17 protein-coding genes, 1 tRNA gene and 1 other RNA gene are annotated in these 25294 nt (G+C 46.1%); 6 read left to right on the top strand and 13 right to left on the bottom strand.

The features are described 5' to 3' along the window. Nucleotides 1-2 precede the first annotated feature (2 nt). The 6 genes from ribB to N2K84_RS03450 form a co-directional block, all read right to left on the bottom strand. Nucleotides 3-629, bottom strand: a complete 627-nt coding sequence (ribB, locus tag N2K84_RS03475; RefSeq protein ID WP_282590383.1) for a 3,4-dihydroxy-2-butanone-4-phosphate synthase — start codon at nt 627-629, stop codon at nt 3-5. 160 nt (nt 630-789) lie between these two features. Next, nucleotides 790-862: transfer RNA gene (locus N2K84_RS03470), tRNA-Thr, on the bottom strand. A 66-nt stretch (nt 863-928) separates the two neighbouring features. Beyond that, nucleotides 929-3301 carry an endopeptidase La gene (lon, locus tag N2K84_RS03465; protein ID WP_282590382.1) on the bottom strand — a complete coding sequence of 791 codons (2373 nt, stop codon included), beginning with the start codon at nt 3299-3301 and terminating at the stop codon, nt 929-931. Nucleotides 3302-3556: 255 nt separating this feature from the next. Continuing rightward, complete coding sequence (gene tpiA, locus N2K84_RS03460) at nt 3557-4315, bottom strand: triose-phosphate isomerase (RefSeq protein ID WP_282590381.1); 759 nt, start codon at nt 4313-4315, stop codon at nt 3557-3559. 131 nt (nt 4316-4446) lie between these two features. Beyond that, nucleotides 4447-4869 (bottom strand): DsrE family protein, encoded by a 423-nt coding sequence (locus N2K84_RS03455; protein ID WP_282590380.1) that lies wholly within the window; start codon nt 4867-4869, stop codon nt 4447-4449. Between the two features lie 80 nt (nt 4870-4949). Continuing rightward, nucleotides 4950-5453, bottom strand: a complete 504-nt coding sequence (locus tag N2K84_RS03450) for a YkgJ family cysteine cluster protein (RefSeq protein WP_282590379.1) — start codon at nt 5451-5453, stop codon at nt 4950-4952. A 188-nt stretch (nt 5454-5641) separates the two neighbouring features. Here N2K84_RS03450 and purL point away from each other — a divergent pair, with 188 nt between their 5' ends. After that, entirely contained in the window at nt 5642-9331 is a 3690-nt protein-coding gene (purL, locus tag N2K84_RS03445; RefSeq protein ID WP_282590378.1) for a phosphoribosylformylglycinamidine synthase, read from the top strand. 254 nt (nt 9332-9585) lie between these two features. Beyond that, a complete protein-coding gene (locus N2K84_RS03440; protein ID WP_282590377.1) occupies nt 9586-11625 on the top strand; it encodes a tetratricopeptide repeat-containing sensor histidine kinase in 2040 nt (679 codons plus the stop codon). Nucleotides 11626-11627: 2 nt separating this feature from the next. Here N2K84_RS03440 and N2K84_RS03435 read toward each other — a convergent pair whose 3' ends face one another. Both N2K84_RS03435 and N2K84_RS03430 read right to left on the bottom strand, forming a co-directional pair. Next, a complete protein-coding gene (locus N2K84_RS03435) occupies nt 11628-12185 on the bottom strand; it encodes a DJ-1 family glyoxalase III (RefSeq protein WP_282590376.1) in 558 nt (185 codons plus the stop codon). Nucleotides 12186-12294: 109 nt separating this feature from the next. Further along, on the bottom strand, nt 12295-12801 hold the full coding sequence (locus N2K84_RS03430) for an RNA polymerase sigma factor (protein ID WP_282590375.1): 507 nt from the start codon (nt 12799-12801) through the stop codon (nt 12295-12297). 331 nt (nt 12802-13132) lie between these two features. Between N2K84_RS03430 and N2K84_RS03425 the strand changes: the two genes are divergently transcribed. Further along, entirely contained in the window at nt 13133-15190 is a 2058-nt protein-coding gene (locus N2K84_RS03425; protein ID WP_282590374.1) for a TonB-dependent receptor plug domain-containing protein, read from the top strand. A 200-nt stretch (nt 15191-15390) separates the two neighbouring features. Here the strand turns inward: N2K84_RS03425 and N2K84_RS03420 are convergent, their stop codons facing one another. Genes N2K84_RS03420 through N2K84_RS03410 form a run of 3 tightly spaced genes read right to left on the bottom strand, consistent with a single transcriptional unit; the run spans nt 15391 to nt 19152 of the window. Continuing rightward, entirely contained in the window at nt 15391-16149 is a 759-nt protein-coding gene (locus N2K84_RS03420) for a phosphosulfolactate synthase (protein WP_282590373.1), read from the bottom strand. Nucleotides 16150-16152: 3 nt separating this feature from the next. Continuing rightward, nucleotides 16153-17571: a tetratricopeptide repeat protein gene (locus N2K84_RS03415; protein ID WP_282590372.1), complete on the bottom strand. Its 1419-nt coding sequence runs from the start codon at nt 17569-17571 to the stop codon at nt 16153-16155. Nucleotides 17572-17619: 48 nt separating this feature from the next. Continuing rightward, nucleotides 17620-19152: a DUF4301 family protein gene (locus tag N2K84_RS03410; RefSeq protein WP_282590371.1), complete on the bottom strand. Its 1533-nt coding sequence runs from the start codon at nt 19150-19152 to the stop codon at nt 17620-17622. A 211-nt stretch (nt 19153-19363) separates the two neighbouring features. On the opposite strand from N2K84_RS03410, the gene mnmL reads away from it, so the two are divergent. From mnmL to N2K84_RS03395, 3 genes are all read left to right on the top strand, one after another. Further along, on the top strand, nt 19364-20314 hold the full coding sequence (gene mnmL / locus N2K84_RS03405; RefSeq protein ID WP_282590370.1) for a tRNA modification radical SAM protein MnmL/YtqA: 951 nt from the start codon (nt 19364-19366) through the stop codon (nt 20312-20314). Nucleotides 20315-20408: 94 nt separating this feature from the next. Next, an RNA gene (gene rnpB, locus N2K84_RS03400) (RNase P RNA component class A) lies at nt 20409-20822 on the top strand. Between the two features lie 7 nt (nt 20823-20829). After that, nucleotides 20830-22245, top strand: coding sequence for a capsule assembly Wzi family protein (locus N2K84_RS03395; RefSeq protein ID WP_282590369.1), 1416 nt, complete (start codon nt 20830-20832; stop codon nt 22243-22245). A 134-nt stretch (nt 22246-22379) separates the two neighbouring features. Here N2K84_RS03395 and fabD read toward each other — a convergent pair whose 3' ends face one another. Together fabD and N2K84_RS03385 are read right to left on the bottom strand one after the other, a co-directional pair. Next, nucleotides 22380-23267 (bottom strand): ACP S-malonyltransferase, encoded by an 888-nt coding sequence (fabD, locus tag N2K84_RS03390; protein ID WP_282590368.1) that lies wholly within the window; start codon nt 23265-23267, stop codon nt 22380-22382. 206 nt (nt 23268-23473) lie between these two features. Beyond that, nucleotides 23474-25183 carry a M23 family metallopeptidase gene (locus N2K84_RS03385; RefSeq protein ID WP_282590367.1) on the bottom strand — a complete coding sequence of 570 codons (1710 nt, stop codon included), beginning with the start codon at nt 25181-25183 and terminating at the stop codon, nt 23474-23476. Nucleotides 25184-25294 lie beyond the last annotated feature (111 nt).

Here is a 25294-nt window from a genome sequence, read left to right as displayed (position 1 = left end):
AATTACAGGTTCTTGACGTTCAGATATTCAGTTAATCTTTTGATGGTGATTAATTTTAAACCGTGTTTTTGTGCCAGCACCAACAACTCCGAATAACGTGCCATGGTTCCGTCCGGGTTCATAATTTCAACCAAGGCTCCTGCCGGTTTCAATCCGGCAAGCCTGGCTAGCTCAACGGTTGCTTCGGTATGGCCAGGTCGTTCCCGCAGCCCTCCCGGATGTGCAATGATGGGGAAAATGTGTCCGGGACGTCCAAGTTCTTCTGGTTTTGTTTGCGGGTTGGCCAGGGCATTCAGCGTTTTAGCCCGGTCGCTGGCCGATATTCCGGTTGTGCAACCTTGGGTCATCAGATCGACAGAAACGGTAAAGTTGGTGCTGTTTAGCGCGGTATTACTTTGCACCATTCGTGCTAATTTTAGCTCGGTGCAGCGTTCTTCGGTCAGTGCGGCACAGATCAACCCTCGTCCATGAGTGGCCATGAAATTGACGATTTCAGGAGTGACCAGCTCGACTGCGGCAATAAAATCGCCTTCATTTTCGCGGGTTTCATCATCGGTTACGATAATAATGTTGCCTTTCTTGATTTCCTCAATCGCGTCTTCGATATCTTGATATTGAAATTTCGTCATGCTAAGCTTGTAAAATAGAAACGCAAATATATAAAATATAAAAGAAGCAAAAAGAAAATATAAACGTAATTGGTCGTGCGCAATGCAGCTGGTTGAGCTGATTTGTTGCCTAAAATTTGACTGACCAAGTTGAATTTACTGGAGAGTAAAAATTGGAAAGAGCCTCTCACGGGACTCGAACCCGCGACCTGCTCATTACGAATGAGCTGCTCTACCAACTGAGCTAAAGAGGCCATTGCGATAGCAAATATAGAAAAATGGTGAATTGGAGCTTCAGTGAATTCACCATTTTTTCTGTATTATTCCGGAAAGGCAATTTTGATGACATCCTCAAAATAATCTACAAAATGAACTGTCATGCCTTCTTTCAGATAGTCAGGCAATTCGTTGTAATCTTTTCGGTTCTCGGCGGGGAAAATGAGCTCGAGAACTTTTACCCGCCGGGCGGCAATGGTTTTTTCGCGAACACCCCCGATGGGCAATACTTTTCCCGTAAGGGTCAGTTCTCCGGTCATAGCCAGGCCTTTACGCACCGCTTTTCCCCTTGCCAGCGAATATAGAGCCAGCGCCATGGTGATGCCCGCCGATGGCCCATCCTTGGGAGTGGCGCCGGCTGGAACGTGCAAATGGATATAATGCTGATCGAAAAAGCCAGACAAGGACTTATCTTGTGAAAGCAGCGATTTTATATATGAAAAAGCAATCTCGGCCGATTCCTGCATCACATTTCCCAGTTGGCCGGTTTGTTTAAAACCAATGTTTTTTCCTTTTACGGCAGAGGCCTCAATGTAAAGGGTGGCCCCGCCCATGGCCGTCCACGCCAGTCCGAGGGTAACGCCGGGAATGGACCTTTTATACAATTCTTCGGGCGAAAAGGGCGGTTGCCCCAGGTATTCCACCAAATTTTTCTGGTTCACGTTCAGTTTGCCCGTTTCCTGTTCGGCATGCATCAGGGTCGCTTTGCGCATGATTTTTTTGATCTGGTTTTCCATGTTCCGCACACCTGCCTCGCGGGCATAACCATCTGCAATCATGGCCAGGGCCGGGTTGGTAATTTGAATCTCGCTGGCTTTCAGTCCGTGCTCTTTCCGTTGCTTGGGAACCAGGTAGCGCTTGGCTATTTCCACTTTTTCTTCCAGGATATAGCCCGAAAGTTTGATGATTTCCATCCGGTCGAGCAGCGGGCGCGGAATGGTGTCGAGCTGGTTGGCAGTGGTTACGAACAAAATGTTGGACAAGTCGAAGCGGACATCGAGGTAATGATCCAGAAAGTCGCTATTTTGTTCGGGGTCGAGTACTTCCAGCAGGGCTGCTGCCGGATCGCCCTGGTAGCTGGCCCCGATTTTATCAATTTCATCCAGCATAATTACCGGGTTGGCTACTCCGGTACGCTTCAAACTTTGAATCAGCTTGCCGGGCATGGCACCAATGTAAGTGCGCCGGTGACCTTTAATTTCGGCTTCGTCGCGCATGCCGCCAAGCGAGAAACGGTAAAATTTGCGTCCCAAGGCATCGGCAATTGACTTGCCAATGGAGGTTTTGCCCACTCCCGGCGGGCCTACCAGGCATATAATGGAACCGGAAACTTTTCCGCGCTTCACAATGGTGCTAATAAATTCGAGTATGCGTTGCTTGACGTCGCCCAAACCGTAATGCTGTTCATCCAGGATTTTACGTGCTTTCGGCAGGTCGTAATTGTCGGGTGAATAAATTCCCCACGGCAGATCGGTCAGCCAATTTAGATAGGTGCGCGAAACCTGGTATTCGGCCGATCCCGACTCGAGGGTCTTCATTTTGTTCAGTTCCTCGCGGACGACGGTGGCTGCTTCTTCGGTTAGCTCTAGTTTTTTGATTTTTTTTTCAATGTTTTCAATCTCGGTGGTCTTGTCGTCTTTTTCTAAGCCCAATTCCTGTTTGATCACTTTTAGCTGTTCGCGGAGGAAGAATTCGCGTTGTTGCTTTGAAATTTTTTCTTCGATTTGCTTTTGAATGTCCTGTTGAAGCTGGTTTAGTTCAATTTCTTCCTTCAGCAGCACTAATAGCTTTTCACTACGCTCGTACAAGTCGTAAGCTTCCAGGATGGCTTGCAGTTTTTCGCCGTCGGCAGTCAGGAACGAACCCACCAAATCCATTAGCAATCCGGGCTTGTCCATGCCTACTTGCGAGAGGGCCAGCCGCATTTGTTCCTGAAACATCGGATTTAGTTTGATCAGTTCTTTTACCGAGTTGATGACGGCCAGGGTGTAAGCCTTTAATTCATTCGAGGGGGTTGTTTTCTCTTCATAATCATATTCTACCTGCCACTGCGGAATTTTATCGCGAACAAATTCCTTTTTATATTGAAAGCGTGTTAATCCCTGGGCGAAAAAGTGGATGCTGTCATTGGTTTGGTTAATGATTTTGATGATTTTCAGCAAGGTTCCTGTGTGATATAAGCTTGAATTCAGATAATTGTTTTCATCCATTTGCCGGATGAGTGAAACGCCGATGAACCCGTTATTTTTTTCGTAGGCATGTTTAACGTACTGCGCCACTTTGGGACTAATAAATGTGAGGGGCAACGCCAATCCGGGGAAAATGGGTCTGTTTTCGAGCGGAAGGACAACAATATTGTCAGGATAAATCTCTGAAACCAGCACCAGCCCGGAATTTCCAGTATGATTATTTTCCATGGTCAATATGTATTATGGTTATCGTTTTTCCTTGTTTTTTGATACTTTCAATTTATACGTGTTATTTCGATTTTCAAAACATACGCCAGGTAAAAAAAAGGTACGATTTGTCAGAAAAAACTGCCAAAATGGGAGAATTGCTTGATGATACAGGATGGGTTGCCGCTGACAGGGCAGGACTGAGGAGGTAAAAAAATCCCGGTTGGACAGGCCAACCGGGACAGGTATTTGGTAAATCAATAATTTCTTCAGCGATTAATAGGCGTTAATGATAGCCAGGAAGTCGTCTGCTTTCAGTGAAGCGCCACCGATCAAACCACCGTCAACATCGGGGTTAGCAAACAGTTCGTTCGCGTTTTTCGGGTTGCAGCTTCCTCCGTACAGGATTGAAATTTCATCGGCAACTTCTTGTCCGTATTGAGCGGCCATTGCATCACGCAGGTCTTTGTGCATTTCCTGTGCTTGTTCGGTCGTAGCCGTTTTCCCGGTACCGATAGCCCAGATAGGTTCGTATGCAACAATTACTTTTTTGAAATCGTCAGCGCTCAGTTTAAAGACAGTTTCTTTCAGCTGGTTGATGACAAATTCTTTTTGAGTACCCGCTTCGCGGATTTCCAGGGGTTCGCCGCAGCAATAAATAGGAGTCAGTCCGTTTTCGAGCGTCAGCGCTACTTTTTTGTTCAGGATTTCACTGGTTTCACCGTAGTATTCGCGTCTTTCAGAGTGTCCCAGAATGACGTATCCGGCGCCGGTAGATTTTACCATGGCAGCGGAAACTTCGCCTGTGAATGCGCCTTTTGCTTCGGCAGCGCAGTTTTGAGCGGCAACACCAATGCGGCTGTTATCAACTGTTTCAACAACTTTGGTGATATGGGTGAACGGAGTTCCAAGAACGACAACAACGTCTTTTGCGCCTTCTGTGGCAACCAGTTCGTTTACAGCTTTTGCTAGTTCAACACCTTCCTGCACGGTGGTGTTGCATTTCCAGTTACCGGCAACAACTTTTTTTCTCATGTTTGTTTATTTTGATGGATAGTGATTTATGTATAAAAAAATATCGGCGCAAAATTAGAAAAAGGTAGTTGTCTTATCCATATTTCCTGCCGTTTTGCGCTTGAATTTAACTATTGTTTAAACCGACACCATTAAAAGCTTAGCGTGTGCCAACCTTCTTTCAGATAGTTGGTTAGTGGAACCCCCATTGGGCGCACGTCTATGTCCAGGTCGGCCAGGTCGTGATCTACGCCGTACATTTTTGCGCAGGCGATACAGGCCTCCACCGTGATGCCCATATCGGCCATTTTTTTGATATCGGCCTGCAAATCTTCATTTTCAGCGAGCAACTTGGCCGATGGTCCCCAAATGATCAGTACCACTTCGTCGAACCAGCCCTGTTTTTTTGCGTTCATGGCGTACATGAAACAAACTTTTTCGGCCACTTCCGGGTCGCTGCTTGTCCATAATACAGCCAGTTTGTTGCTGTTGTCGATCATCTCCTTTTGATTTTGTGCCTTACTATGCCAGGTAGTTCCCCAAACGACCAGCATTAGAAGTAAAAGTTTCTTCATCTTAAAAATTTGGGTTGGCGGCAATTTATTAAGCTTTCAGTTGAATTCAAAGCCACCAGGATATATTTAAACATTTCTTATCAGTTGTCCGCTGCCAGCTGGCTGATGTCAATCAAGTGAAATTCAGAATAGTCAAGCTGGTTTTCTTTTAGAAATTCTTGGTTGATCAAAAAGAGTTTGCTGTTGAACCGGTCCTGCGGAAAGGTGTTTTCAGTTGAGAAATCTTCATCGTCAAAACTGGTAAAGTTCAACTCGCAGGCCGACAGTTCCCATTGGTCATCATTCATAAAAAGTAAAGGCAGTCCGTGTGTGCGGCAAATAACGGGACGGTGCTCGTAAATCCGGCAGCTATGGTCTTTCAGGAAAATGCAGCTTCCGTCAACTGAAGGTTGAAGCTCAACAGGATGCGTTTTCAGACTGTCGCGGATGGCGTAATACTCAACAGGGAAGACCTTGTAATCTATGCAACACAGGTCGCACCCCTTTTTACAGGCCATGTGACCGGAGTGAAGCTGCGAAAGTTGGTCGCTTAACGCGTCCACCTCGTTGAGAAGTTGCCGGTATTTTTCAAAGTTGAATGACATTGGCGGAAATTTTGGGCAAAAGTAAGGAAAAGCAAAATATGACTGTTTCTAAAAGAACATTATTAACAGCCAGCTGTAGTTTTTCACATTCGGCTTCTTTTAAGGCTATGGGGCTGAATCTTCCTGAGGAATTTTTATCTTTGTGGCGTGTTTTAAAACATGTCAATTTTATCTTAAACAGGTTCACCATGATTTCATTCTTTAAAACTCCTCAGAACAGCGTAATTGCTGTTCAATCAATCGGTTCGCTTGATGATTCAGACAAAGAAAAACTGATTTGGCTGTTTGGCGAAGCAACTTGTATTGAAAGTGAAACTTTGGCAGGCTGGTTTGTTGGGCCTCGCAAAGAAATGATTACCCCCTGGAGCACCAATGCTGTTGAAATAACCCAAAACATGGGCATTTCGGGCATTGTCCGCATGGAGGAGTTTGTTGAAGTTGCCAGCGAATCAGCTGCTTTCGACCACATGCTGCAACGTATGTACAACGGTTTGGGACAGGAAATTTTCACCGTTAATAAACAACCTGAGCCGATAATCGAGATTGACGATATTGCCGCCTACAACGAAAAAGAAGGGTTGGCTCTGAGCGAGGATGAAATACAATACCTGAATACAGTGTCCGAAAAAATGGGTCGGAAGCTGACCGACAGCGAGGTGTTTGGCTTTTCGCAGGTGAACTCGGAGCACTGCCGCCACAAAATTTTTAACGGCACGTTCGTGATTGACGGGGTAGAACAGGAATCGTCACTTTTCCAGATGATTAAAAAGACATCGAAAGAAAATCCGAATAAAATTGTTTCGGCCTATAAAGATAATTGCTCATTTGTGCAGGGGCCAGTGGTAGAGCAATTTGCACCCAAGACCCAAGACAAGCCTGATTTTTTTGAAGTAAAAGATATTGAAACCGTGCTTTCATTGAAAGCCGAGACCCACAACTTTCCGACCACGGTTGAACCGTTTAACGGTGCTGCAACCGGCACGGGCGGCGAAATCCGCGACCGCATTGCCGGGGGAAAAGGTAGTTTGCCCATTGCCGGGACTGCTGTTTACATGACTTCGTACCCGCGCACCGAAGACGCCCGCAACTGGGAACAGGCCACCGAAGAACGCCCTTGGTTGTACCAAACCCCGGAGGAAATCCTCATTAAAGCATCGAACGGCGCCAGCGATTTCGGCAACAAGTTCGGTCAGCCGCTGATCTGCGGTTCTGTGCTGACCTTTGAGCATTTCGAGAATTACAAAAAATATGGTTACGACAAAGTGATCATGCTGGCCGGTGGTATTGGTTTTGGCCGCAAAAAGGACAGTTTGAAAGATTCGCCCAAAAAAGGCGACAAAGTGGTGCTGCTGGGAGGCGATAACTATCGTATCGGTATGGGTGGCGGTGCGGTTTCGTCGGTCGCTACCGGCGAATTTGAAAATGCCATTGAGCTGAACGCCGTTCAACGGGCCAACCCCGAGATGCAAAAGCGCGCCTACAACGCCATTCGTGCCTTGGCGGAGTCGGACGAGAACCCGATCATTTCGATTCACGACCACGGCGCCGGCGGCCACCTGAACTGCTTGTCGGAACTGGTGGAAGAAACCGGAGGTCTGATTGACACGGCTAAATTGCCGGTTGGCGATCCCACACTTTCGCAAAAGGAAATTATTGGCAACGAGTCGCAGGAACGTATGGGACTGGTGATGCACGAGAAAGATGTTGACCTGCTAAAGACCATTGCCGACCGTGAGCGTGCGCCAATGTACGTGATTGGCGACGCAACGGGCGATATGCAATTCACTTTCAAAAACTCGAAAACAGGCGAAACACCTATCGACTGGCAGTTGGCCTACATGTTTGGCAATCCGCCAAAAACTGTGCTGACAGACACCACTTCGACTGAAAAATTCGCCAATCTGGCGTACGATCAATCTAAAATTGAGAATTACCTGGAAGATGTGCTCCAACTGGAATCGGTAGCTTGCAAAGACTGGTTGACCAATAAAGTTGACCGCTCGGTAACCGGACGCATCGCCAAACAGCAGGGCGTTGGAAAGTTGCACCTTCCGTTAAATAACTTGGGTGTTATTACGCTCGATTATCAAGGTAAAGCCGGTTTGGCCACTTCAATCGGTCACGCACCGGTAGCCGGAATGGTGGATGCCGAGAGAGGTTCTGTTCTTTCCATCGCCGAATCGCTGACCAACATTATTTGGGCGCCGATGCCGGACAAAATACGCAGTATTTCATTGAGCGCCAACTGGATGTGGCCAGCCAAAAACCCGGGCGAAAATGCCCGTATCTACAAAGCGGTGAAAGCGGCCAGCGACTTTGCCTGTGCGTTGGGCGTGAACATCCCAACCGGAAAGGACTCGATGTCGATGACCCAGAAGTACAAAGAAGATGTGGTGTATTCTCCGGGAACGGTTATCATTTCGGCCTCCGGTGAAGTAACTGATGTGAAGAAAGTAGTGGAACCGGTACTGGTAAATGATGCATCGAAACCACTTTATTATATTGACTTCTCATCCACGAATTTGGCTTTGGGCGGCAGCGCATTTGGGCAGATCATCAACAAAATAGGGCAGGAAGCTCCGACTGTGGCTGATGCTGCCTATTTTGTGAAAGCTTTTAATGTCATTCAGGATTTAATTGAAGAAGAGTTGATTGCTGCTGGTCACGACGTGGCCTCGGGTGGGTTGATCACCACCTTGCTTGAAATGTGTTTCAGCGACAACGAAAGTGGTCTGGAGATCGACCTGAACGGCATTGGTGAGGCCGACAGTGTGAAAGCCTTCTTCAACGAAAACCCGGCTATTGTTATCCAGGCTGCCGATGCAGCTGTTGTGGAAAGCAAACTGGCATCTGCGGGAGTGCGTTTCGTGAAAATTGGCGTTCCTTCAACCAAGCGGGAACTGACTGTAAGAAACGGAGATCAGAATTTCGGGTTGGATATTGATTCGCTCCGGGAATTGTGGTTTAAAACGTCCTATTTGCTCGATCGTAAACAAAGCGGTGAGAAGCTGGCCCTGGAGCGTTTCAAAAATTACAAGAAAAACGAACTGAACTACGATTTCAAAAACTTTCACGGCAAAGCCGCCAGTTATGGTATCGACATGAAACGTCGCGAACCGAGCGGCGTCCGGGCTGCCATCATCCGAGAAAAAGGGGTAAACGGCGACCGCGAAATGGCCTACATGCTTTACCTGGCAGGATTCGATGTGAAAGATGTGCACATGACCGACTTGATTGCCGGACGCGAAACGCTGGAAGACGTCAACCTGATTGTTTTCGTGGGTGGTTTCTCCAACTCCGATGTGTTGGGCTCGGCCAAAGGATGGGCAGGCGCCTTCAAGTACAACGAGAAAGCCCGTGTGGCTCTCGAAAACTTCTATAAACGTAATGATACGCTGAGTTTGGGTGTTTGCAATGGCTGTCAGCTGGTGGTTGAGTTGGGGCTGATTTATCCCGAGCATGAGAAAATGCCCAAAATGCTACACAACGAATCGCACAAGTTTGAGTCGGCTTTTGTAAATGTGGAAATTGCCGAAAATAATTCGGTAATGCTGAAGAGCCTGGCCGGCATGAAACTTGGTGTTTGGATTGCTCATGGCGAAGGAAAGTTCAGCTTTCCGTATGCCGAAAGCAAATACCAGATTCCATACAAATACGCGAATCAGTTTTATCCCGGAAACCCGAATGGATCTGACTTTCATGCGGCAGCCATTTGTTCGAATGACGGACGCCACCTGGCTATGATGCCCCACTTGGAGCGGGCTTTCCGTCCTTGGCAATGGCCGTTTTACCCGGCCAACCGGAAACAGGATGAAGTGACTCCGTGGATTGAAGCCTTTGTCAATGCCCGGGAATGGATCAAAGAACATAAGAAATAGGAACGAAAATACTGTCCCGAAAGCAGTTCTTTTGGGTTTGCGGCAATTTTGGCATCTGCCAAATGCTTTCGGGACAGCTTTTATAAGTAGTACGCTTGTTTTGTCCGTTATTTTTTTCTGAAAAGCGGATCCGTGCGTAGGGGAAAGTCGGTTTTTGTTGTTGCGGATTTGTTTATGCTTGTGTTTTACAACTTCACGTAATGTGTTTTCGGAGAAAATGAACATCTTTGTGATAACAGGACCTCAATTTAATTATGGACAAACTGCTACTATTTGTCTTGCTTTTCGCTCAACTCAGTTTGTGGGCTCAACCTCCGTCTGACAGCCTCGAAAATTCGTTGCCCAAACTTCAGGGTAAGGCAAAGGCTGCAGTATTAAATCAACTTTCTGAAACCTTCCGTAGTGAAGATAGTTCCCGGTCACTTAATTACGCGAGAGAAGCTCTGTCACTGGGGCAATCGTTCAGCGATCCGGAAATTATTGCTGCTTCGTATTATAACTTGGGCGAAAGTTATTATGAGTTTGACGAATTTACTCAGGCTCTGAAGTTTTATCAATCAGCTCTGAATATATACCGAGAACTTAACAACGCTATCCGAATAGGTGAAACCTGCAATGCAATTGGCTTGGTTCACTATTTTAGGGGAGAATATGATCTGGCTCTTGAAAAACAAATTGAAGCCCTGAAAAATCTGGAGAAGACAGACGAACTTCAGGAGTTGGCGCATGTTTATTCCAATATTGGGATGGTGTATTCGCGCTTAAGCGATTATCGGATGGCCATTGCCAATTACCGGAAGGCTACCGTCATAAACAACCAAATCAATGATTTATATAGTGTTGCTGTAAATTACAATGGAATCGGTGTGGGGTATTACAACTTGGGGCTATTGGATTCGGCCAAGGTAAATTACGGGATTGCGCTCGACTATTTCAAACAAATTAACGACCGAAGAAGAGTGGCCATTGGGCTGAATAATATTGCCAATATTTATGTGGATGAAGGAGATAGCTTGCAAAAAGCACTTGATTATTATGAGCAAGCATTTCATGTTTTTGATGAGTTGAAAGATGTTCGTAACAAAACTTTTGTGATGGAGGGTTTGGGCTGCGTTTACCGGGCCATGGGGAATAACACAAAAGCTCTGGAGTTATTTCAGGATGGCTTGGAAGTTGCTCAATCCAATCGCTTCGGGTATTACATCCAACAATTATACTACAAGGATATTGCCGCCACAAACGAATCGCTCGGGCGAATTGATGAGGCCTATTCCGCCTTCAAACTGCACAAAATTTATCTGGACAGTCTGCATCAGGAGGAGCGTATGAGGCAAGCGGCTGCCCTGGAAAAAAAATATGAAAGTGAAAAAAAGGAAAACGAAATTGCCCGGTTGAGTGCCGAACGTGAAGTTACACGCTTACAAATGCAGAAGGACAAGGCGATCCGTACTTTTGGCGTTATCGCTATCTTGGTGCTGTTGGTTACCATTGTATATACATCGATTGCCAATTTCAACAAGCAGCGGGCCAATCAGTTGCTGGCGCAGAAGAATACCCAGATTGAGGCGCAGAAGGAGGAGTTGGAGCTGATGAATTCTTCGAAGAACAAATTTTTCTCCATCATAGCACATGATCTGAAGAATCCGTTGCACACCATCATGGGATATTCATTTTTGTTGAACAGGGAATACGACCGGTTTACCGATACCGAAAGACGCAAGTATGCCGGTGATATATACAACTCAACAAACAATATTTTCCGCTTGCTACAAAACCTTCTGGATTGGAGCCGTTCGCAAACCGGACGCCTGAAGTACGATCCGGTTACCTTTGGGTTTGCCCAATTGTACGAGCGGATTTATCACCTCATGAAACCGCTTGCCGAGCAGAAAAATATTACGCTTCGTGACGAAATTCCAACTGATTTGCAGGTGTACGCCGATCCGATGATGGTGGATACCATCCTGCGTAACCTGATTAATAATGCTATCAAGTTTTCAAATTCCGGCTCTGAGGTGATGATAGAAGTAACATGCAATCATACCGAAGTTCAAGTTCATGTTAGGGATCGCGGAGTGGGAATGTCTTCATCCGAACTGGAGAATTTGTTCCGTATCGATTCGAAAGTGAAACGCCGGGGAACAAACGAAGAGGATGGCTCGGGACTCGGACTGATTCTCTGTAAAGAATTTGTGCAGATAAATAAAGGCTCCATTTGGGCGAAAAGTTCACCAAGGCAGGGAAGTACCTTTTCTTTCACGATCCCCGCGGGCAATGGGCGGGAGAGGGGCTGAGATTATCCCCAATTTTCTACCAGCATGGCTTTGGCTAATTGATCCGCTTTTTGTTTGCTGTCGAGCATTTCTACAATTTTAAGAGCAAAAGTCAAGGCTGCACCAACTCCTCTGCCGGTGATAATGTTTTTATCGACTACGGCCGGTTCTTCGTTAACCAAGGCTCCCGTAAGATCTTTTTCGAAGCCGGGGTAGCAGACTGCCTTTTTACCATTCAAAAGTTGCAGGTGCCCAAGGACTAACGGGGCTGCGCAAATTGCCCCCAAGGGCTTTTGCTGTTGGTTAAATTGAATGATTCGTGATTTCAACCCTTCATGCTGATCCAGGTTTTTGGCTCCGGGCATGCCGCCAGGCAGCAGGATCATGTCCGTTTCGTCATAATTAACTTCATCGAACAGCTTGTCGGCCAGTACCGGAATTTGGTGCGAACCGGTAACCACCTTATCACCGGTTACCGATACCATAGTTACTTCAAAATCCGCACGGCGTAAAACATCGATGATGGTGATAGCTTCAATTTCTTCGAACCCTGTGGCGAGGTGAACGGCAATCTTTTTCATAACTGGGATCTCCTGTTTTTTTGAACCGTGAAGTTAAAAACAAAAAAAATGATTCGCGAAGAGCGAACCATTTTTGTACCCGATATGATCAATCAATCAACAATTACGCTTAGTTCGCGTAATCTTTTAAAGCTTTTTCCAATTTTTTGCGTGTGAAGAAAATCCGGCTTTTTACCGTCCCCAAAGGCAAGTTCAGGTGTTCGGCAATTTCTTTGTACTTATACCCGTCCAGAAACATAGTGAACGGAACTTTGTATTCATCTTCCAAGGCATGAATATTTTTCAGGATTTCTTTTGAGCTGAAAAATGAATCCGGTGATGGATAGATTTTGTCCTTCGAAAATTTGAGGTGGAAATCGTTGTTCGAGCCGTCGAAGGTATTTTTTGCCTTCACATTCCGGCGGTAGTTATTGATGAACGTATTCTTCATGATCGTGTAAATCCACGCCTTGAAGTTCGTGTTCTGCGTAAACTTATCACGATAGGTCAGCGCTTTCAGGAACGTTTCCTGAAGGAGGTCCTGTGCTTTTTCCTGGTCCGAAGTCAAACTTAATGCATAGTACAGTAGTTTGTCCTGTAACCCTAAAAGTGCGTTGTTGAATTGAAGTTGTGTCATGGCAGCGAGTTTTATCGTTATTGTTTAGAACAAATATAAATAACGAGTAAGGATAAAAAAAGAATTCAAGGTCTTTTATTGTTCGATTTTATTTATTTGAGATAAAGAAAATTGATAGTCCTTGATTTCTAAGATGTAAGTATGAATTACGGATTTACGCGAATTTGTTTACCAATTGCGGCATGTTGTCAAACAAGAATATTTCGTGTCAGTTTTGACTACTGATGAGTGCTTAATGTGGTATTTAAAGTGGTAGCGTGACTAAATCAGGTCTTTTTCGCTGCAGATATTTCTTTACATTTGCAGCTTTCTTTTTAGAAATTTTAAATCAATGAAAATGTTTAATGAAAACCCAAAGCGGGCTGAAGTGCTCACTTTCAGACGTTGGGGCGGTCGCAGTTATTCATTGTTTCAGGCCATCCGAAAACAGGTACACATTGCTACGCTGGCAATTGCCTATCTGTACGTGGCCCTGCCCAATGAAAGCTTTGCCCAAACCGAACGTGTTGAAGTGAACATGGAGTATGACCTGGATGAGATCGAGGTCAGTGCCCAGCGAGCGCCTGCAACCTATTCGCAGGTGGCACGGATTGTATCCGTGATTGAGCGTGAACAAATTGAGTCGGCCCCGGCCGGTAGTATCCAAGACCTCCTGGAGTATGCTTTAGGTGTTGACATCAGGCAACGAGGTACCTACGGTATTCAGGCTGACGTTTCTGTCAGGGGAGGTTCGTTCGACCAAACCCTCATTCTTCTCAACGGAATTAATCTTTCCGATCCGCAAACCGGCCATCACAATCTCAATTTGCCGGTGAATCTCAAAAACATCAAGCGTATCGAAATCCTGAATGGTCCGTCGGCCCGTGTTTATGGCCCCAACGCTTTTTCCGGCGCTATCAACATTGTTACCGAAGCAGCCGATGCCAACTTGTTTGATCTGGATGTCGCTTTTGGAGAACATCAGTTGCGTGATGTGAATGTGGCTGCCAACGTGCAGCACGGCAAGCTGAACAGTTTTGTTGCCTTTAGCAACACGTCCTCCGATGGTTACTCCGCTAACACCGATTTTGAAACCTACAATTTGTTTTATCAGGGCAACCTAAAAACCGGTGCAGGGGATCTCGACTTTCAAATTGGGCATTCCAACAAGGCATTTGGGGCAAACAGTTTTTACACGCCAGCCTATCCCAATCAGTTTGAGGAAACCAAAACTACCTTCGCCTCCGTGAAAATGGGAACAGGGAAGGCGCTTCATTTTACGCCAGCCCTTTACTGGCGACGCCATCAGGACAGGTTTGAGCTTTTCCGCGATGAACCGGCTTCGTGGTACGCCGGGCACAACTATCACCTCACTGATGTGCTGGGGATGAACTTGAACAGCTGGTTTAACAGTGCTTTGGGGAAAACAGCATTTGGAGCTGAAATCCGTTCGGAAAATATCTGGAGCAACAAGTTAGGTGAGCTGATGACCGAACCTATTGCTGTTCCGGGCGAGGACGGACAAGAGTTTACCCGCTCACATTCGCGCACCACCGTGTCCTATTTTGCGGAACACACGTTTTACATCAACCGGTTTACCGCGTCCGCAGGGGCAATGGCCAACTGGATTTCGGACCGGAACTTTGAATGGAATGTGTATCCGGGAATCGACCTGAGCTATCAGTTGAATGATCAGTTTAAGGCTTATGCTTCTATCAATAAATCGATGAGGATGCCCACTTATACCGATTTATATTATTCGGCGCCAACCAACCAGGGGAACCCGGATCTGAAGCCGGAACATTCAACCACGTTGGAAGGAGGAGCCCGCTTCAAGAATCCTTGGCTAAACGCTCATGCCTTGTATTATCACCGGGTAGGGAAGGGCCTGATTGACTGGGTGCGCGAAAGCGAGGAATATTTGTGGGAAACCCGCAACCTGACCAAGATTGTTTCGGACGGGGCAGAGCTGTCGGTTGATCTGGATGTCACTAAAGCCATTGGGAAGAAGGTGTTTTTGCGCCATCTGGGGGCCAATTATTCTTTCAATACTCAAGATAAGGGCAGTAGTAATTACCTGTCCAACTATGCGTTGGATAACCTGAAGCACAAATTGGTGATCCATCTGGACCATGCGATTTGGAAGAATGTATTTGCCTCTTGGAAGTTCCGTTTTCAGGATCGTAACGGGAGTTACGAACGTTTCGAGAATGCCCAGTATGTTGGCGAAGCCAGCTACGATCCGTTTTGGCTGACCGACCTGAAGGTATATTATCGGTCGGAGGCAGCTCAAGTTTATGTAACTGCATCAAATTTGTTTGATCAACGTTATGTCGATTTGGGGAATGTGGTCCAGCCGGGCCGTTGGCTTAGTTGCGGAATTAAATATCGAATCAATTTTAAAAAATGATATCAGAGGGGGGTAACTCATTGGTCATTCATTCTGAACTTGTTTCAGGATCTGTTTCTACGTTGAAAAAGCGTTGGGATACTGAAATCATTTCAGAATGAAGCGCTTTTCCAGAGTTTACTCCCCCTCTTGTTTTTGCCCACAAAAAAGACTGCCTTTTGGGAGACAGTCTTTTTTGTATAATGTAAGTTTTTTAATATTTACGGAAGAAAATTCAGCAGCGTATCGCCCCTCAGTCCGCGGCGCAGTGTTTCCAGCGGGATTACCTCATTGTTGGCAATATTGCCCAAATTTACATTGGCTCCCAATAATTTGATGAACCAAACCTGTTGGCTTTTCAGCGGGGCCTCCCACAGGATGTCGTCGGCATTCACATGTTTGCGGATGTCGAGTACCAAATCACAATCAGCCGAACCGTCTTCTTTGTAAATACCAATATTGCCGCTTTCCCGTGCTTCGGCAATCACCTTCCAAGCGCCGGCCTGTAATTCAGATTGCATCCACGAGATCCATTGCTCGTGTGTAATTTCCTTACCTTTCAGTTTGGTGCCAACTTCTGATAAGACCACATAATCTTTGGCTAGGGATTCGATATAACCGCATTTTTTTCCATGCTCAATCGGTAAAACACCGTCAGATACTTCCACGGTTTCCACACCACTGTCGGCAATAAATCTCCGGTAATCGTCAAACATGTTCCGGGCAACAAATGCTTCAAAAAGGGTCCCCCCGAAATAGGGCTTTAATCCGGCCTGCTGGTAAAGTTTGATTTTTTCTTTCAGCTTCGGGGTCAATAAACCGGTTCCGAAACCAAGTTTTACCAAATCGGTATATTCGGTGCAAACTTCACAAAAATCTTCCGCCTCACGCAGGCTTAATCCTTTGTCCATAACCATGGTAAGACCTGACTGTCTTGGTTTTTCGGGCCTTTCAGGGATGAATGGCAAATTGAAATTCATTTTTTATAGTTTGGTTGATTGATGTTTCTTAATCAATTTACGGATGGATTCATTTTGGACCGCTTCCGGATAGTAATCGAACAGGTCGCGATAGCCGTTGAAGTCAATTTCCAATGCTTTTTCAAAGTATCCGGTGGCTGAAGTTTCATCTTTATTTTCAAGCAGGTATGCTGTCAGCCGGTAGTTGATGCCTGAATCTTCCGAGATTGCTTTGCTGGCACTTTTTAAAATATCGATGGCTTTGTTAAGGCTTCCGCGGTCGTATTCCATTTCAGCATACGAAACCCAACCGTCCGGGTTGTCCGGATCCAGCGATGTCGCTTTTATATATGCTGTTTCTGCCAGGTCAAAGGCATCCAATTCGTGGTTTATTTTGCCGTAAATCAGCCAGAAATCAGGGTTTTCATCATCCAGTTTCAAGGCTTTTTTCATCACCGACAAAGCTTCGGTCAGTTGGCCTTCCATCCACATGATCAGTCCCGACCCGTACCAGGCATTCGAATTGTTTTTATTGATGCGAATAGCTTTCCGGTAGTTCACCAGCGCTTCGTTGTAACGTTCCAGGTTTAGGAAACATTCGCCCAGGTAGCAATACGCATCGTCATTTTCTTTGTCACGTTCCAGGTATTCTTCGTAGCAAACAACCGCTTCCTCGTAGCGGTTGCTGTTCGAAAGCGCATTTGCTTTATTGAAATAAGCCTGCTCAAAATCATCCTGAAGTGCGATCGAAAAATCATATGCATCGATGGCTTCTTCGTGTTTGCCCATGCGATTGTAGGTAATCCCCATGTTGTACCACACCGAAGCGTTAAACGGGTCAATGTCAAGATAGTAGTCGTAGAATTGCAGGCTTTTTTCATATGCCTGAATTTTATCGTAATAATATCCCAGTTCATACAATACCAATTCATTTTGCGGGTTGGTATCATAGGCCCGTTCCAGAAAACTGATCGCCTTTTCGGTTTCGCCGGCCTGTCCAAGTGTTACGGCAATATTGTAAAGCAAATCGTCCATTTCTTCGTAGTTATGAAGGATGGACTGCTCAAAAGCAGCAATGGCCTCTTCAATCATGCCAACCATAATCAGCGAGGAACCTTTAATGAGGAAGACATCCGAATTGCTGTCCTCAATTTTTTCAGCGATAGTAATCAGTTCCAATGATTCTTCGGCCCGCCCGTCAATTAAGAGGATTTGGGCTTTTTTTATTTGAAGGGCAATGGAGTTGGGGTGAATTTCGAGTCCGTTTTCGACAGCTTGCTGGGCAAGTTTTATTTTTCCTTCATCCAAAAAGTATTCAACAATTCCTTCTATTTCAAATACATCAAAATATTCAAAGCGGTTGTCTTTGATCATTTTCTTGAAACGGTCGACAGCTTCAATGATTTCTTCGTTTTCAAAATAGTCCCTTGCGTCCTCGTCCATAAACAGATAATTGCAGGTGCAAATTTAATAATAGTTTTCAAATTCAACTTACTCCGGTTGGTGCTCTTTTCTTAAAAGGTCGTTCACCGTTTTTACCGGGTTGAAAGTGATGATGGGAACTTCCACGAACAGCGTGTTCCAATCAGACATGGCTCCGTTCCACAAGCCGGGCAGTTCCTGGGCTTTCAGTTCCTTGCCATCTTTCGATTTGCTGGAAATGAATCCGGTTTCCGGGTCGCTGTAGTTGGAAAGGTCGTATTTTTCACCTTTGTAGTTTTTAAAGGCACAAACCAAATCAACCGGGTTGAAATGGGTCGCTTCATCTATAAGGGCTTTTTGATCAGGGTCTTTCAGGTCGATTTGCGAGCTTTCAACCACTTGCAACGAGGTTGAACCATCGCTGTTCTTTGCCCAGAAAGGGCCTCCGCCCGGTTCGCCTTGGTTCTTCACCATACCGCAAACGCGAATAGGACGGTTAAATTTCGATTTCAGGTAATGGTACAATTCTTCTTTTTCGGAATAATATTGGTTGCTTGGCGGTTTTACGTTCAATATATTTTCGAGGAAATTGGCCGCTTCGGCAAAAAATGCACTGTCCAGGCTGTAGTAATGGTGTGTGTTGAGAATGCGTTGGTAATTGAATATTTTTTGTTGCAGATCGAGCAGCAAACCCGCCAGCGCTTTTTTGTATGTAACGGTTTCGGGCTTCAAATAATCGGGCACCACATTGTCGATATTTTTTATGAAAACCACATCGGCATCCAGGTCGTTCAGATTGGCCAGCAGTGCCCCGTGCCCGCCCGGACGGAACAACAGGCTGCCGTCATCGTTCCGGAAAGGCTCATTGTCCGGTGTCACGGCAATCGTGTCGGTGGAGGGTTTTTGCTGACTAAATGAAATGTCGTAGGTCACCACGAATGCCGCTTCGTATTTTTCTTTGATTGCCGATAAATGCGCTTCAAATCCTGTCTGATGTTCGGGCGAAACGGTAAAATGTATTTTTACGCTGCCGTTCTTGTTTTTGGCATAAAGCGCACCTTCCACGCAATGCTCTTCAAACGAAGTCCGGTTCTCCGTTCCGTATTGATGAAATTTGAGCAATCCCTTGGGCAGGTTGCCGTAATTCAGTCCTTCCTCAGTCAACACCAGGTTCAAAATTTCCAGTAATGATAACTGTTCCGGATCTTTCCCGGCCAATTGTTTCAAATCGTTGTAGAAAGCAAATTTTCTCAGGTTTGAAAAGAAGTATTGCATCTCTGATTTTGAAAGGACTTCCTGTTCCGGAACCCCTTTCTCCAATTGCTCTTTTGCTTCGAAAAGCGCCTTGAACATGCGGCTGGCAGCTCCCGATGCCGGGACAAATTTCAGCAAGCTGACGCCTTCTTTCGCGCAGGCATCAAAAAAAGCGACGCTTTCTTCAATTTCAGCGCCGTTTAGTTTGATAATTCCTTGCCCGATTGTGGCTGCATGTATGATGGATAGAAACGGAAAGCCTTTCTTGAAATTCTCAATCTGTGTGGAAACGGTTTGTACATTGCTCCCTCTTGCCTCCATGTCTGAAACGTCTTTTGCACTAAACATAGCCTGTTATTTTAGAGTTTTTATAAAATTAGGAAATCAGCCGTACATAAAGAACGGCTAACTCCGTGAGGGGTTTTAAAGTTTTCAACATTTGTTGATAACGTGGGCTGCTGGCTTTTGGTCATCCGGAAGGAAAAAGATCGAAGTAGCTGATTCCGTCAATTTTAATTCCAACAACTTTATCATTAATTTCGTGGCTCAATCAAGAGTAATGACAACAGAACAATTTCCCTGGGGCCATCAAAAACGGTATCATGATTTTCCAACCCATTTCAGGCAACTGTTTGACGGGCGGGTACAAAAGGTATCGGTCGATGCTGGTTTTACCTGTCCGAACCGCGACGGCACCAAAGCATTTAACGGTTGTTCGTATTGTAACAACGATTCCTTTAAGCCCGATTATTGCCGGTTGGATAAGAGCATTACCGAGCAGTTGCAACAGGGAATTGATTTTTTTGCGAGAAAGCACAAGACGATGCGGTTTCTGGCCTATTTTCAGGCCTATTCAAATACGTATGCAGATATGCAGGTTTTGAAGGCGCGTTACGAGGAGGCGATGTCCCATCCCGGAGTGATTGGCTTGGTTATCGGTACCCGACCGGATTGCGTCAATGAAGAAATTTTGGAGTATCTGGCCGACTTGTCAAAATCAGTTTATGTGATGGTGGAGTTTGGGGTAGAGTCGGTTAAAGATGAAACGCTGATCCGGATAAATAGGGGGCATTCATTTGCTGTTGCCAGGCAGGCATTGGAAGAAACAGCCCGCCGGGGAATCCATAATTGTGCTCATCTGATTTTAGGACTGCCCGGCGAAACCCGATCCGATTTTTTGGAACAGGCTCGCGTGGTTTCGCAACTTCCTGTTGAGAACCTGAAGCTTCATCAACTGCAAATTCACCGGGGAACCCGAATGGCTGTGGAATATCAACGGAATCCGGATGATTTCAACTTATTCTCGGCAGAGGAATATATCGATTTGATTGTGGATTATCTGGAACTGCTGAATCCCCGGATTATTGTGGAGCGGTTCGTGAGCCAGGCACCTGCGGGTATGCTGCTTGCACCCAAATGGGGGTTGAAAAATTTCGAGTTTGTGGCCAAGCTGGAAAAGCGGCTGGCTGAACGCGAAACCTGGCAAGGGCGCTTATACCGGGATGAATAAATAGCGTTTGGTCGTTTTGTTGTTGTGATGCCTGAAGTTTTTGAAATACTTGTGGTTCCGGGGTCATTTCCAGCATAATTTTTTGTTATTTTGCAGGGCAGACCGCTCTATCGCTGTTTCAGGTAAACTGGAAGAGAGGAAAGTCCGGGCAACGCAGGGCACCATGCTTCCTAACGGGAAGAAGGGCGAAAGCTTTTAGCCGCGTAACAGAAAATAACCGTCCGGCCCTGCCGGATAAGGGTGAAAAGGTGAGGTAAGAGCTCACCGGTTTCGGGGGTGATCCCGAAAGCCGTACGCGTCATGGGTTGCAAAGCCAAATATATCACGGCCGGCAAATGTTGCCGACAGGGTTGCCCGCCCTGTTCTGACCGTCAGGTCAGTCCCGGTTCGTCCGGGAGTCGTGAGGGGTAGGCTGCTAGATCGCACCAGCAATGTTGCGGCCAGATAAATGATAGAGGTTTCCGGTTTTCCGGAGATACAGAACCCGGCTTACAGGTCTGCTTTTTTTGACACCCATGAAGCCAATTATACTTTCATTTTGCCTGCTGTTGTTGTTCCGGCTCCTGTCGGCACAACCCTTATCCGGTCAATCTTCTGTTTCGTTGCAGAGCAATTTTTTGTTCTCGGACAAACAGCTTCCTTTTTGGTTGGAGGTGAACCGGTTGGGAACGGTCAGCAACAAACACGGCGCTCAGCAACTTTGGGGGATTGACTGGCAGCACCGAGGAAACCCATTTGGGAAGCGTGGATTTTCGATCGATTTTGGAGCTTCACTAAACGGGCGGACAGGAAATGAGCCATCGGTTTTTGCGACGGAATACTGGGGGAAATTTTATGCCCGAAAGGCTTATCTGCTGGCCGGGGCACAAAGCGATCCGGTTTATGCAGAAGGGCTTTCGCTCTCGAACGGTGATCTGTTTCAGTCGCGAAATGCGCGCCCATTGCCGCGTGTTGAGTTTGGGGCATCAGATGTTACGCCATTTCCATCCGGCGGGGCAAGTTTTTTTTCTTTCGATTTTAAATATGCCGAGCATTTCCTGATAGACGACCGGATTGTTTCGCATCCCGGTTTACACCACAAATGGATACGGTTTAATTTCAAGATTACACCTGAGTTAACGTTTCGTACAGCCTTGGACCATTGGGTTTTTTGGGATGGCTATTCATCGGAATACGGCGATTTGCCCGGTTTCAATTACTACTGGAAGTATGTTCGCGGCAAAGAGGGGGGAGATGAGTCGCCTGAAACCGATCAGAATAATGTAGCCGGAAATCAGCTTGGGCAATATGTATTTCAATTGAATTACCATCAGGATGGTTACTGTCTTGATATTTACTGGCATCATCTTTTTGAAGACCGTTCAGGGATGGAGTGGGACAATGCAGAAGATGGCTACGGCGGATTGGCGCTGACTTGGCTGAAAGAAACGCCACTGCTGAAATTAATTGTGATGGAATATGTCCATACGATGGATCAAAGCGGCGCATTTCACTTGGACAAACCCAATCCCGAAAATCCGGCTCGACCCACTGGACGGGGAAGGGATAATTATTTCAATAACAGCGTTTATCGCTCGGGTTTTGTGGCATACAACCGAATGATGGGACTGCCGCTGTTTGTTCCAACGATAAACGAGGATGGGGTTTCTGTTGGTTTTGCAAGTACCAGGTTGTGGGGGATTCATTCCGGTTTCTCCGGCTATTTTTCTGAACAGGTTCAGTGGACGGGGATGATGACCTGGTCACGCTATTTCGGAAATTACGGATCCCGGATTTCTCCGTCTCAGAAGCTTTTTTCTCTGGCAGTTTCCTGTCAGTATCAACCCAAACAAAAACCCATCAGTTACAGTGTTAGAATGGCAGCTGATTTGGGAGATTACGAAGAGCCTTCGCTGGGCGTGGAATTTAGCCTTCGCTATCAGCTTAAATAAACCATTTTATAATTATAGCCAGACAGGTTGCGCTTTTGGGTAATGCATTGGATCCCTGGATGTTTTCCTGAAAAGAAAAAACTGCACTTCTCGTCGAAATGCAGTTCTTCTGGATAAATATGGTGGCACTCTTTTTAAGCAGAATAACTATCTATACCGGCGGTTTCGGCTGTGCGGTCCACTTTTTTGATCAACCCCTGCAATACTTTTCCGGGGCCAATTTCGGTGAATACAGTAGCTCCGTCTTTTAGCATGTTTTCAACAGTCTGGGTCCATCTGACGGGTGCGGTCAGCTGGGCGATCAGGTTTTGTTTGATGGTTGCCGGGTCGCTTACCGGAGCGGCGTTCACGTTCTGATAGACCGGACAAACAGGCGTGCTGAATGTGGTTGCTTCGATGGCGGCGGCCAGTTCTTCGCGGGCTGGTTCCATCAGTGGCGAGTGGAAAGCGCCGCCAACAACTAATTTCAGGGCACGTTTGGCGCCTTTGGCGGTCAGCAGTTCACAGGCCTTGTCAATGCCTTCCATGCTTCCGGAAATCACCAATTGCCCGGGGCAGTTGTAATTCGCCGGAACAACTACTTCTTCGATTGAAGCACAAACTTCTTCCACCACAGCATCTTCGAGCCCTACAATAGCTGCCATAGTTGAAGGTTCTTTTTCGCAGGCCTTTTGCATAGCTGTGGCACGTTGCGATACCAATTTTAATCCGTCCTCGAAGGTGAGCGCCCCATTGGCGACCAACGCTGAAAATTCACCCAGCGAGTGTCCGGCCACCATTTCCGGCTGAAAGTTGTCGAGCGTTTTGGCTAAAATCACCGAGTGCAGGAAAATGGCCGGTTGGGTCACTTTGGTTTGTTTCAGGTCGTCAACCGAACCTTCGAACATGATATCGGTGATGTTGAAGCCCAAAATTTCGTTGGCTTTATCAAATAATTCTTTGGCCAGGGGCGAATTTTCGTAAAGATCTTTTCCCATGCCGGGAAATTGTGCGCCCTGTCCGGGGAATACATATGCTTTCATAATGAAACGTTTAAGTTTTTCAGGCGACAAAGATAACATGTTTTTTCAAGTGACGCGACTTCTGGAAATCAGATTTGTTTGATCACTGGAGTTTCTGGTATGATTGGATGTTATCGTCTTGGTGGTCAATAAGAACGTTTGCTTTTAGATGCGCAGTGCCCGTTATTCGCTATTCAATTTTTATTGCATGAATTGAAAATGTCGGATTATCTGTAAAAGCTGGCCTCGTATGTGGCCCGGTTATTTTTTGCGTCGCTCACCACCAGTTTGAAATGTTGCTTTTTGTTGAACTCCATGCGCTGCGGGTCGAAATAGTATTCGAGCAACCGGTTTTTGGCGTCGTACTCAAACAGTACCCAATTTCCGTTTATTTCGCCCCGGTAACTTTCGATCCCCGAGAAATCATCACCAATTTTAAAGCTGATTTTGTTCTTATCGGTAAGGATCGTTTTATTCTTAATGTTGACAGGCGTAATGGTAGGAGCTATTGTATCAACTGCAATGGCGAAGCTCCCGAGTTGCCTGATGTTTGCTGCCACCCAGCCATTTTCGTAGTTACCTCCAAGTGCCCATTTTTTGCCGGTCTTTTCATCAATAGCAGCTATCAGCGCTTTATCCTGCAGCTCGTTGGGGAGTTTTACTGCCTTCAGTTTTAGTCGGAAATAATCATGCACCGGCACTTCGTTGTTGTGCAGTTTGAAAATGGATGAATAATAAAGATTGTTTGAAGGTTTTTCCTGGTAATCCAAACGAAGGTCCGAATAAAAACTACCCGGCTTAAAGGATGCTTCCAGACCTGCTTTTTCCAATGAGTATGATTTGTTGAAGGGGATGAGGATTCCTTCTTTTTCCGGTTGCGAGATCTTTGTGGGTTTCGATTGAACTTTGAACGTCAACCTGCTGCTGTTCCCTTTCACGTCTTTTACCAGGTAGCTCACTTCGTGTATTTTCCCGTCATCCAGCATTGCTTTTCCCTGGTTTTCCAAAACTGGGTAGTTATTCAGCTTGTTGCCGGGCTCAATCCAGTTTTTGTGCAAACGGCGGTTGTATTTCTGGAAATGTCCGTAATCGATGTGACTGTTCAGGTACCGGGTTTCGTCAAAGCTTAGTTTATCCATCCGGAACGTATAGATCTGCTTTCCATCAACCGATAGCCCGATTTCATAAACGCCGCATTTACTCCAGCTTCCGTCGAGATAATCAAGGGCCTGCAGCCCAAATCCCACTTTCCCAAAAACAGTAATTACGGGGTTGTTTTTCAGGTGAAAGGCGCCATTGTAAAAAACGGTTTCAAAGCGTTGGGCGTGGGATTTTCCGTTTATATGTGCGTCTGCAGACAACGGATACAGCATGACCGATAAAATCGATGGCGGCATTTTGTCGGTAATATTGAATTGGTATAGCAGGGGGTTCAATGGCTGCTGCGTGCTGGTTTCCCGTATTTCGAAATGCAGGTGGGGGCCCCCGGAACTACCGCTGTTTCCGCTGTAGGCGACTATTTCGTTTCTGCGAACTTTAAACTTTCCTTTGGGAACCAAGAGATCAACCGCAAAAGATTCCTTTTCGTATTGTGCCGACTTGGCGAAAGCTGCCAGGTCGTCCCTGAGTTTTTGTAAATGTCCGTAAACAGAGGTCGAACCGTTGGGATGATCGATATACAGGGCCAGTCCGAAACCGCCGGGAGAAATATATATTCGTGAAACTTCGCCGTCGGCAGCCGGATAAACGGGAACTCCGTTTTGACCGTTGGTTTTGATGTCGATACCGGAATGAAAATGGTTAGATCGTAATTCGCCAAAGTTACCCGACAGCAACATCGGAATCTTTACCGGCGCGCTGTAATAATCCAGGGCGGGCGCCTGTGAAAATACAGTTTTAAAAAACAAGGTAAACAGTAGGAATGTATATCGTTTCATGGCAATGCAATGTTATTCAGATCGCTGATGATAACAGTGACAAATAAGATTTGACGGGGCGATGCTGCTATTCAACAAATAAAGCTATCTTCGTGTTATCAATTGGGCAAA

This window comes from Gaoshiqia sediminis (assembly GCF_025907915.1).
GTDB classification, from domain to species: domain Bacteria; phylum Bacteroidota; class Bacteroidia; order Bacteroidales; family Prolixibacteraceae; genus Gaoshiqia; species Gaoshiqia sediminis.
This window is presented reverse-complemented; position numbering and strand designations above follow the sequence as displayed.

Coding starts and splice junctions, on each gene's coding strand:
- lon (WP_282590382.1), bottom strand. CDS start 3,301: ATGGAAAATAATCATACTGGAAATTCCGGGCTGGTGCTGGTTTCAGAG.
- N2K84_RS03430 (WP_282590375.1), bottom strand. CDS start 12,801: ATGACACAACTTCAATTCAACAACGCACTTTTAGGGTTACAGGACAAA.
- tpiA (WP_282590381.1), bottom strand. CDS start 4,315: ATGAGAAAAAAAGTTGTTGCCGGTAACTGGAAATGCAACACCACCGTG.
- mnmL (WP_282590370.1), top strand. CDS start 19,364: ATGACAACAGAACAATTTCCCTGGGGCCATCAAAAACGGTATCATGAT.
- fabD (WP_282590368.1), bottom strand. CDS start 23,267: ATGAAAGCATATGTATTCCCCGGACAGGGCGCACAATTTCCCGGCATG.
- purL (WP_282590378.1), top strand. CDS start 5,642: ATGATTTCATTCTTTAAAACTCCTCAGAACAGCGTAATTGCTGTTCAA.
- N2K84_RS03410 (WP_282590371.1), bottom strand. CDS start 19,152: ATGTTTAGTGCAAAAGACGTTTCAGACATGGAGGCAAGAGGGAGCAAT.
- N2K84_RS03450 (WP_282590379.1), bottom strand. CDS start 5,453: ATGTCATTCAACTTTGAAAAATACCGGCAACTTCTCAACGAGGTGGAC.
- N2K84_RS03425 (WP_282590374.1), top strand. CDS start 13,133: ATGAAAATGTTTAATGAAAACCCAAAGCGGGCTGAAGTGCTCACTTTC.
- N2K84_RS03420 (WP_282590373.1), bottom strand. CDS start 16,149: ATGAATTTCAATTTGCCATTCATCCCTGAAAGGCCCGAAAAACCAAGA.
- N2K84_RS03385 (WP_282590367.1), bottom strand. CDS start 25,183: ATGAAACGATATACATTCCTACTGTTTACCTTGTTTTTTAAAACTGTA.
- ribB (WP_282590383.1), bottom strand. CDS start 629: ATGACGAAATTTCAATATCAAGATATCGAAGACGCGATTGAGGAAATC.
- N2K84_RS03440 (WP_282590377.1), top strand. CDS start 9,586: ATGGACAAACTGCTACTATTTGTCTTGCTTTTCGCTCAACTCAGTTTG.
- N2K84_RS03455 (WP_282590380.1), bottom strand. CDS start 4,869: ATGAAGAAACTTTTACTTCTAATGCTGGTCGTTTGGGGAACTACCTGG.
- N2K84_RS03395 (WP_282590369.1), top strand. CDS start 20,830: ATGAAGCCAATTATACTTTCATTTTGCCTGCTGTTGTTGTTCCGGCTC.
- N2K84_RS03435 (WP_282590376.1), bottom strand. CDS start 12,185: ATGAAAAAGATTGCCGTTCACCTCGCCACAGGGTTCGAAGAAATTGAA.
- N2K84_RS03415 (WP_282590372.1), bottom strand. CDS start 17,571: ATGGACGAGGACGCAAGGGACTATTTTGAAAACGAAGAAATCATTGAA.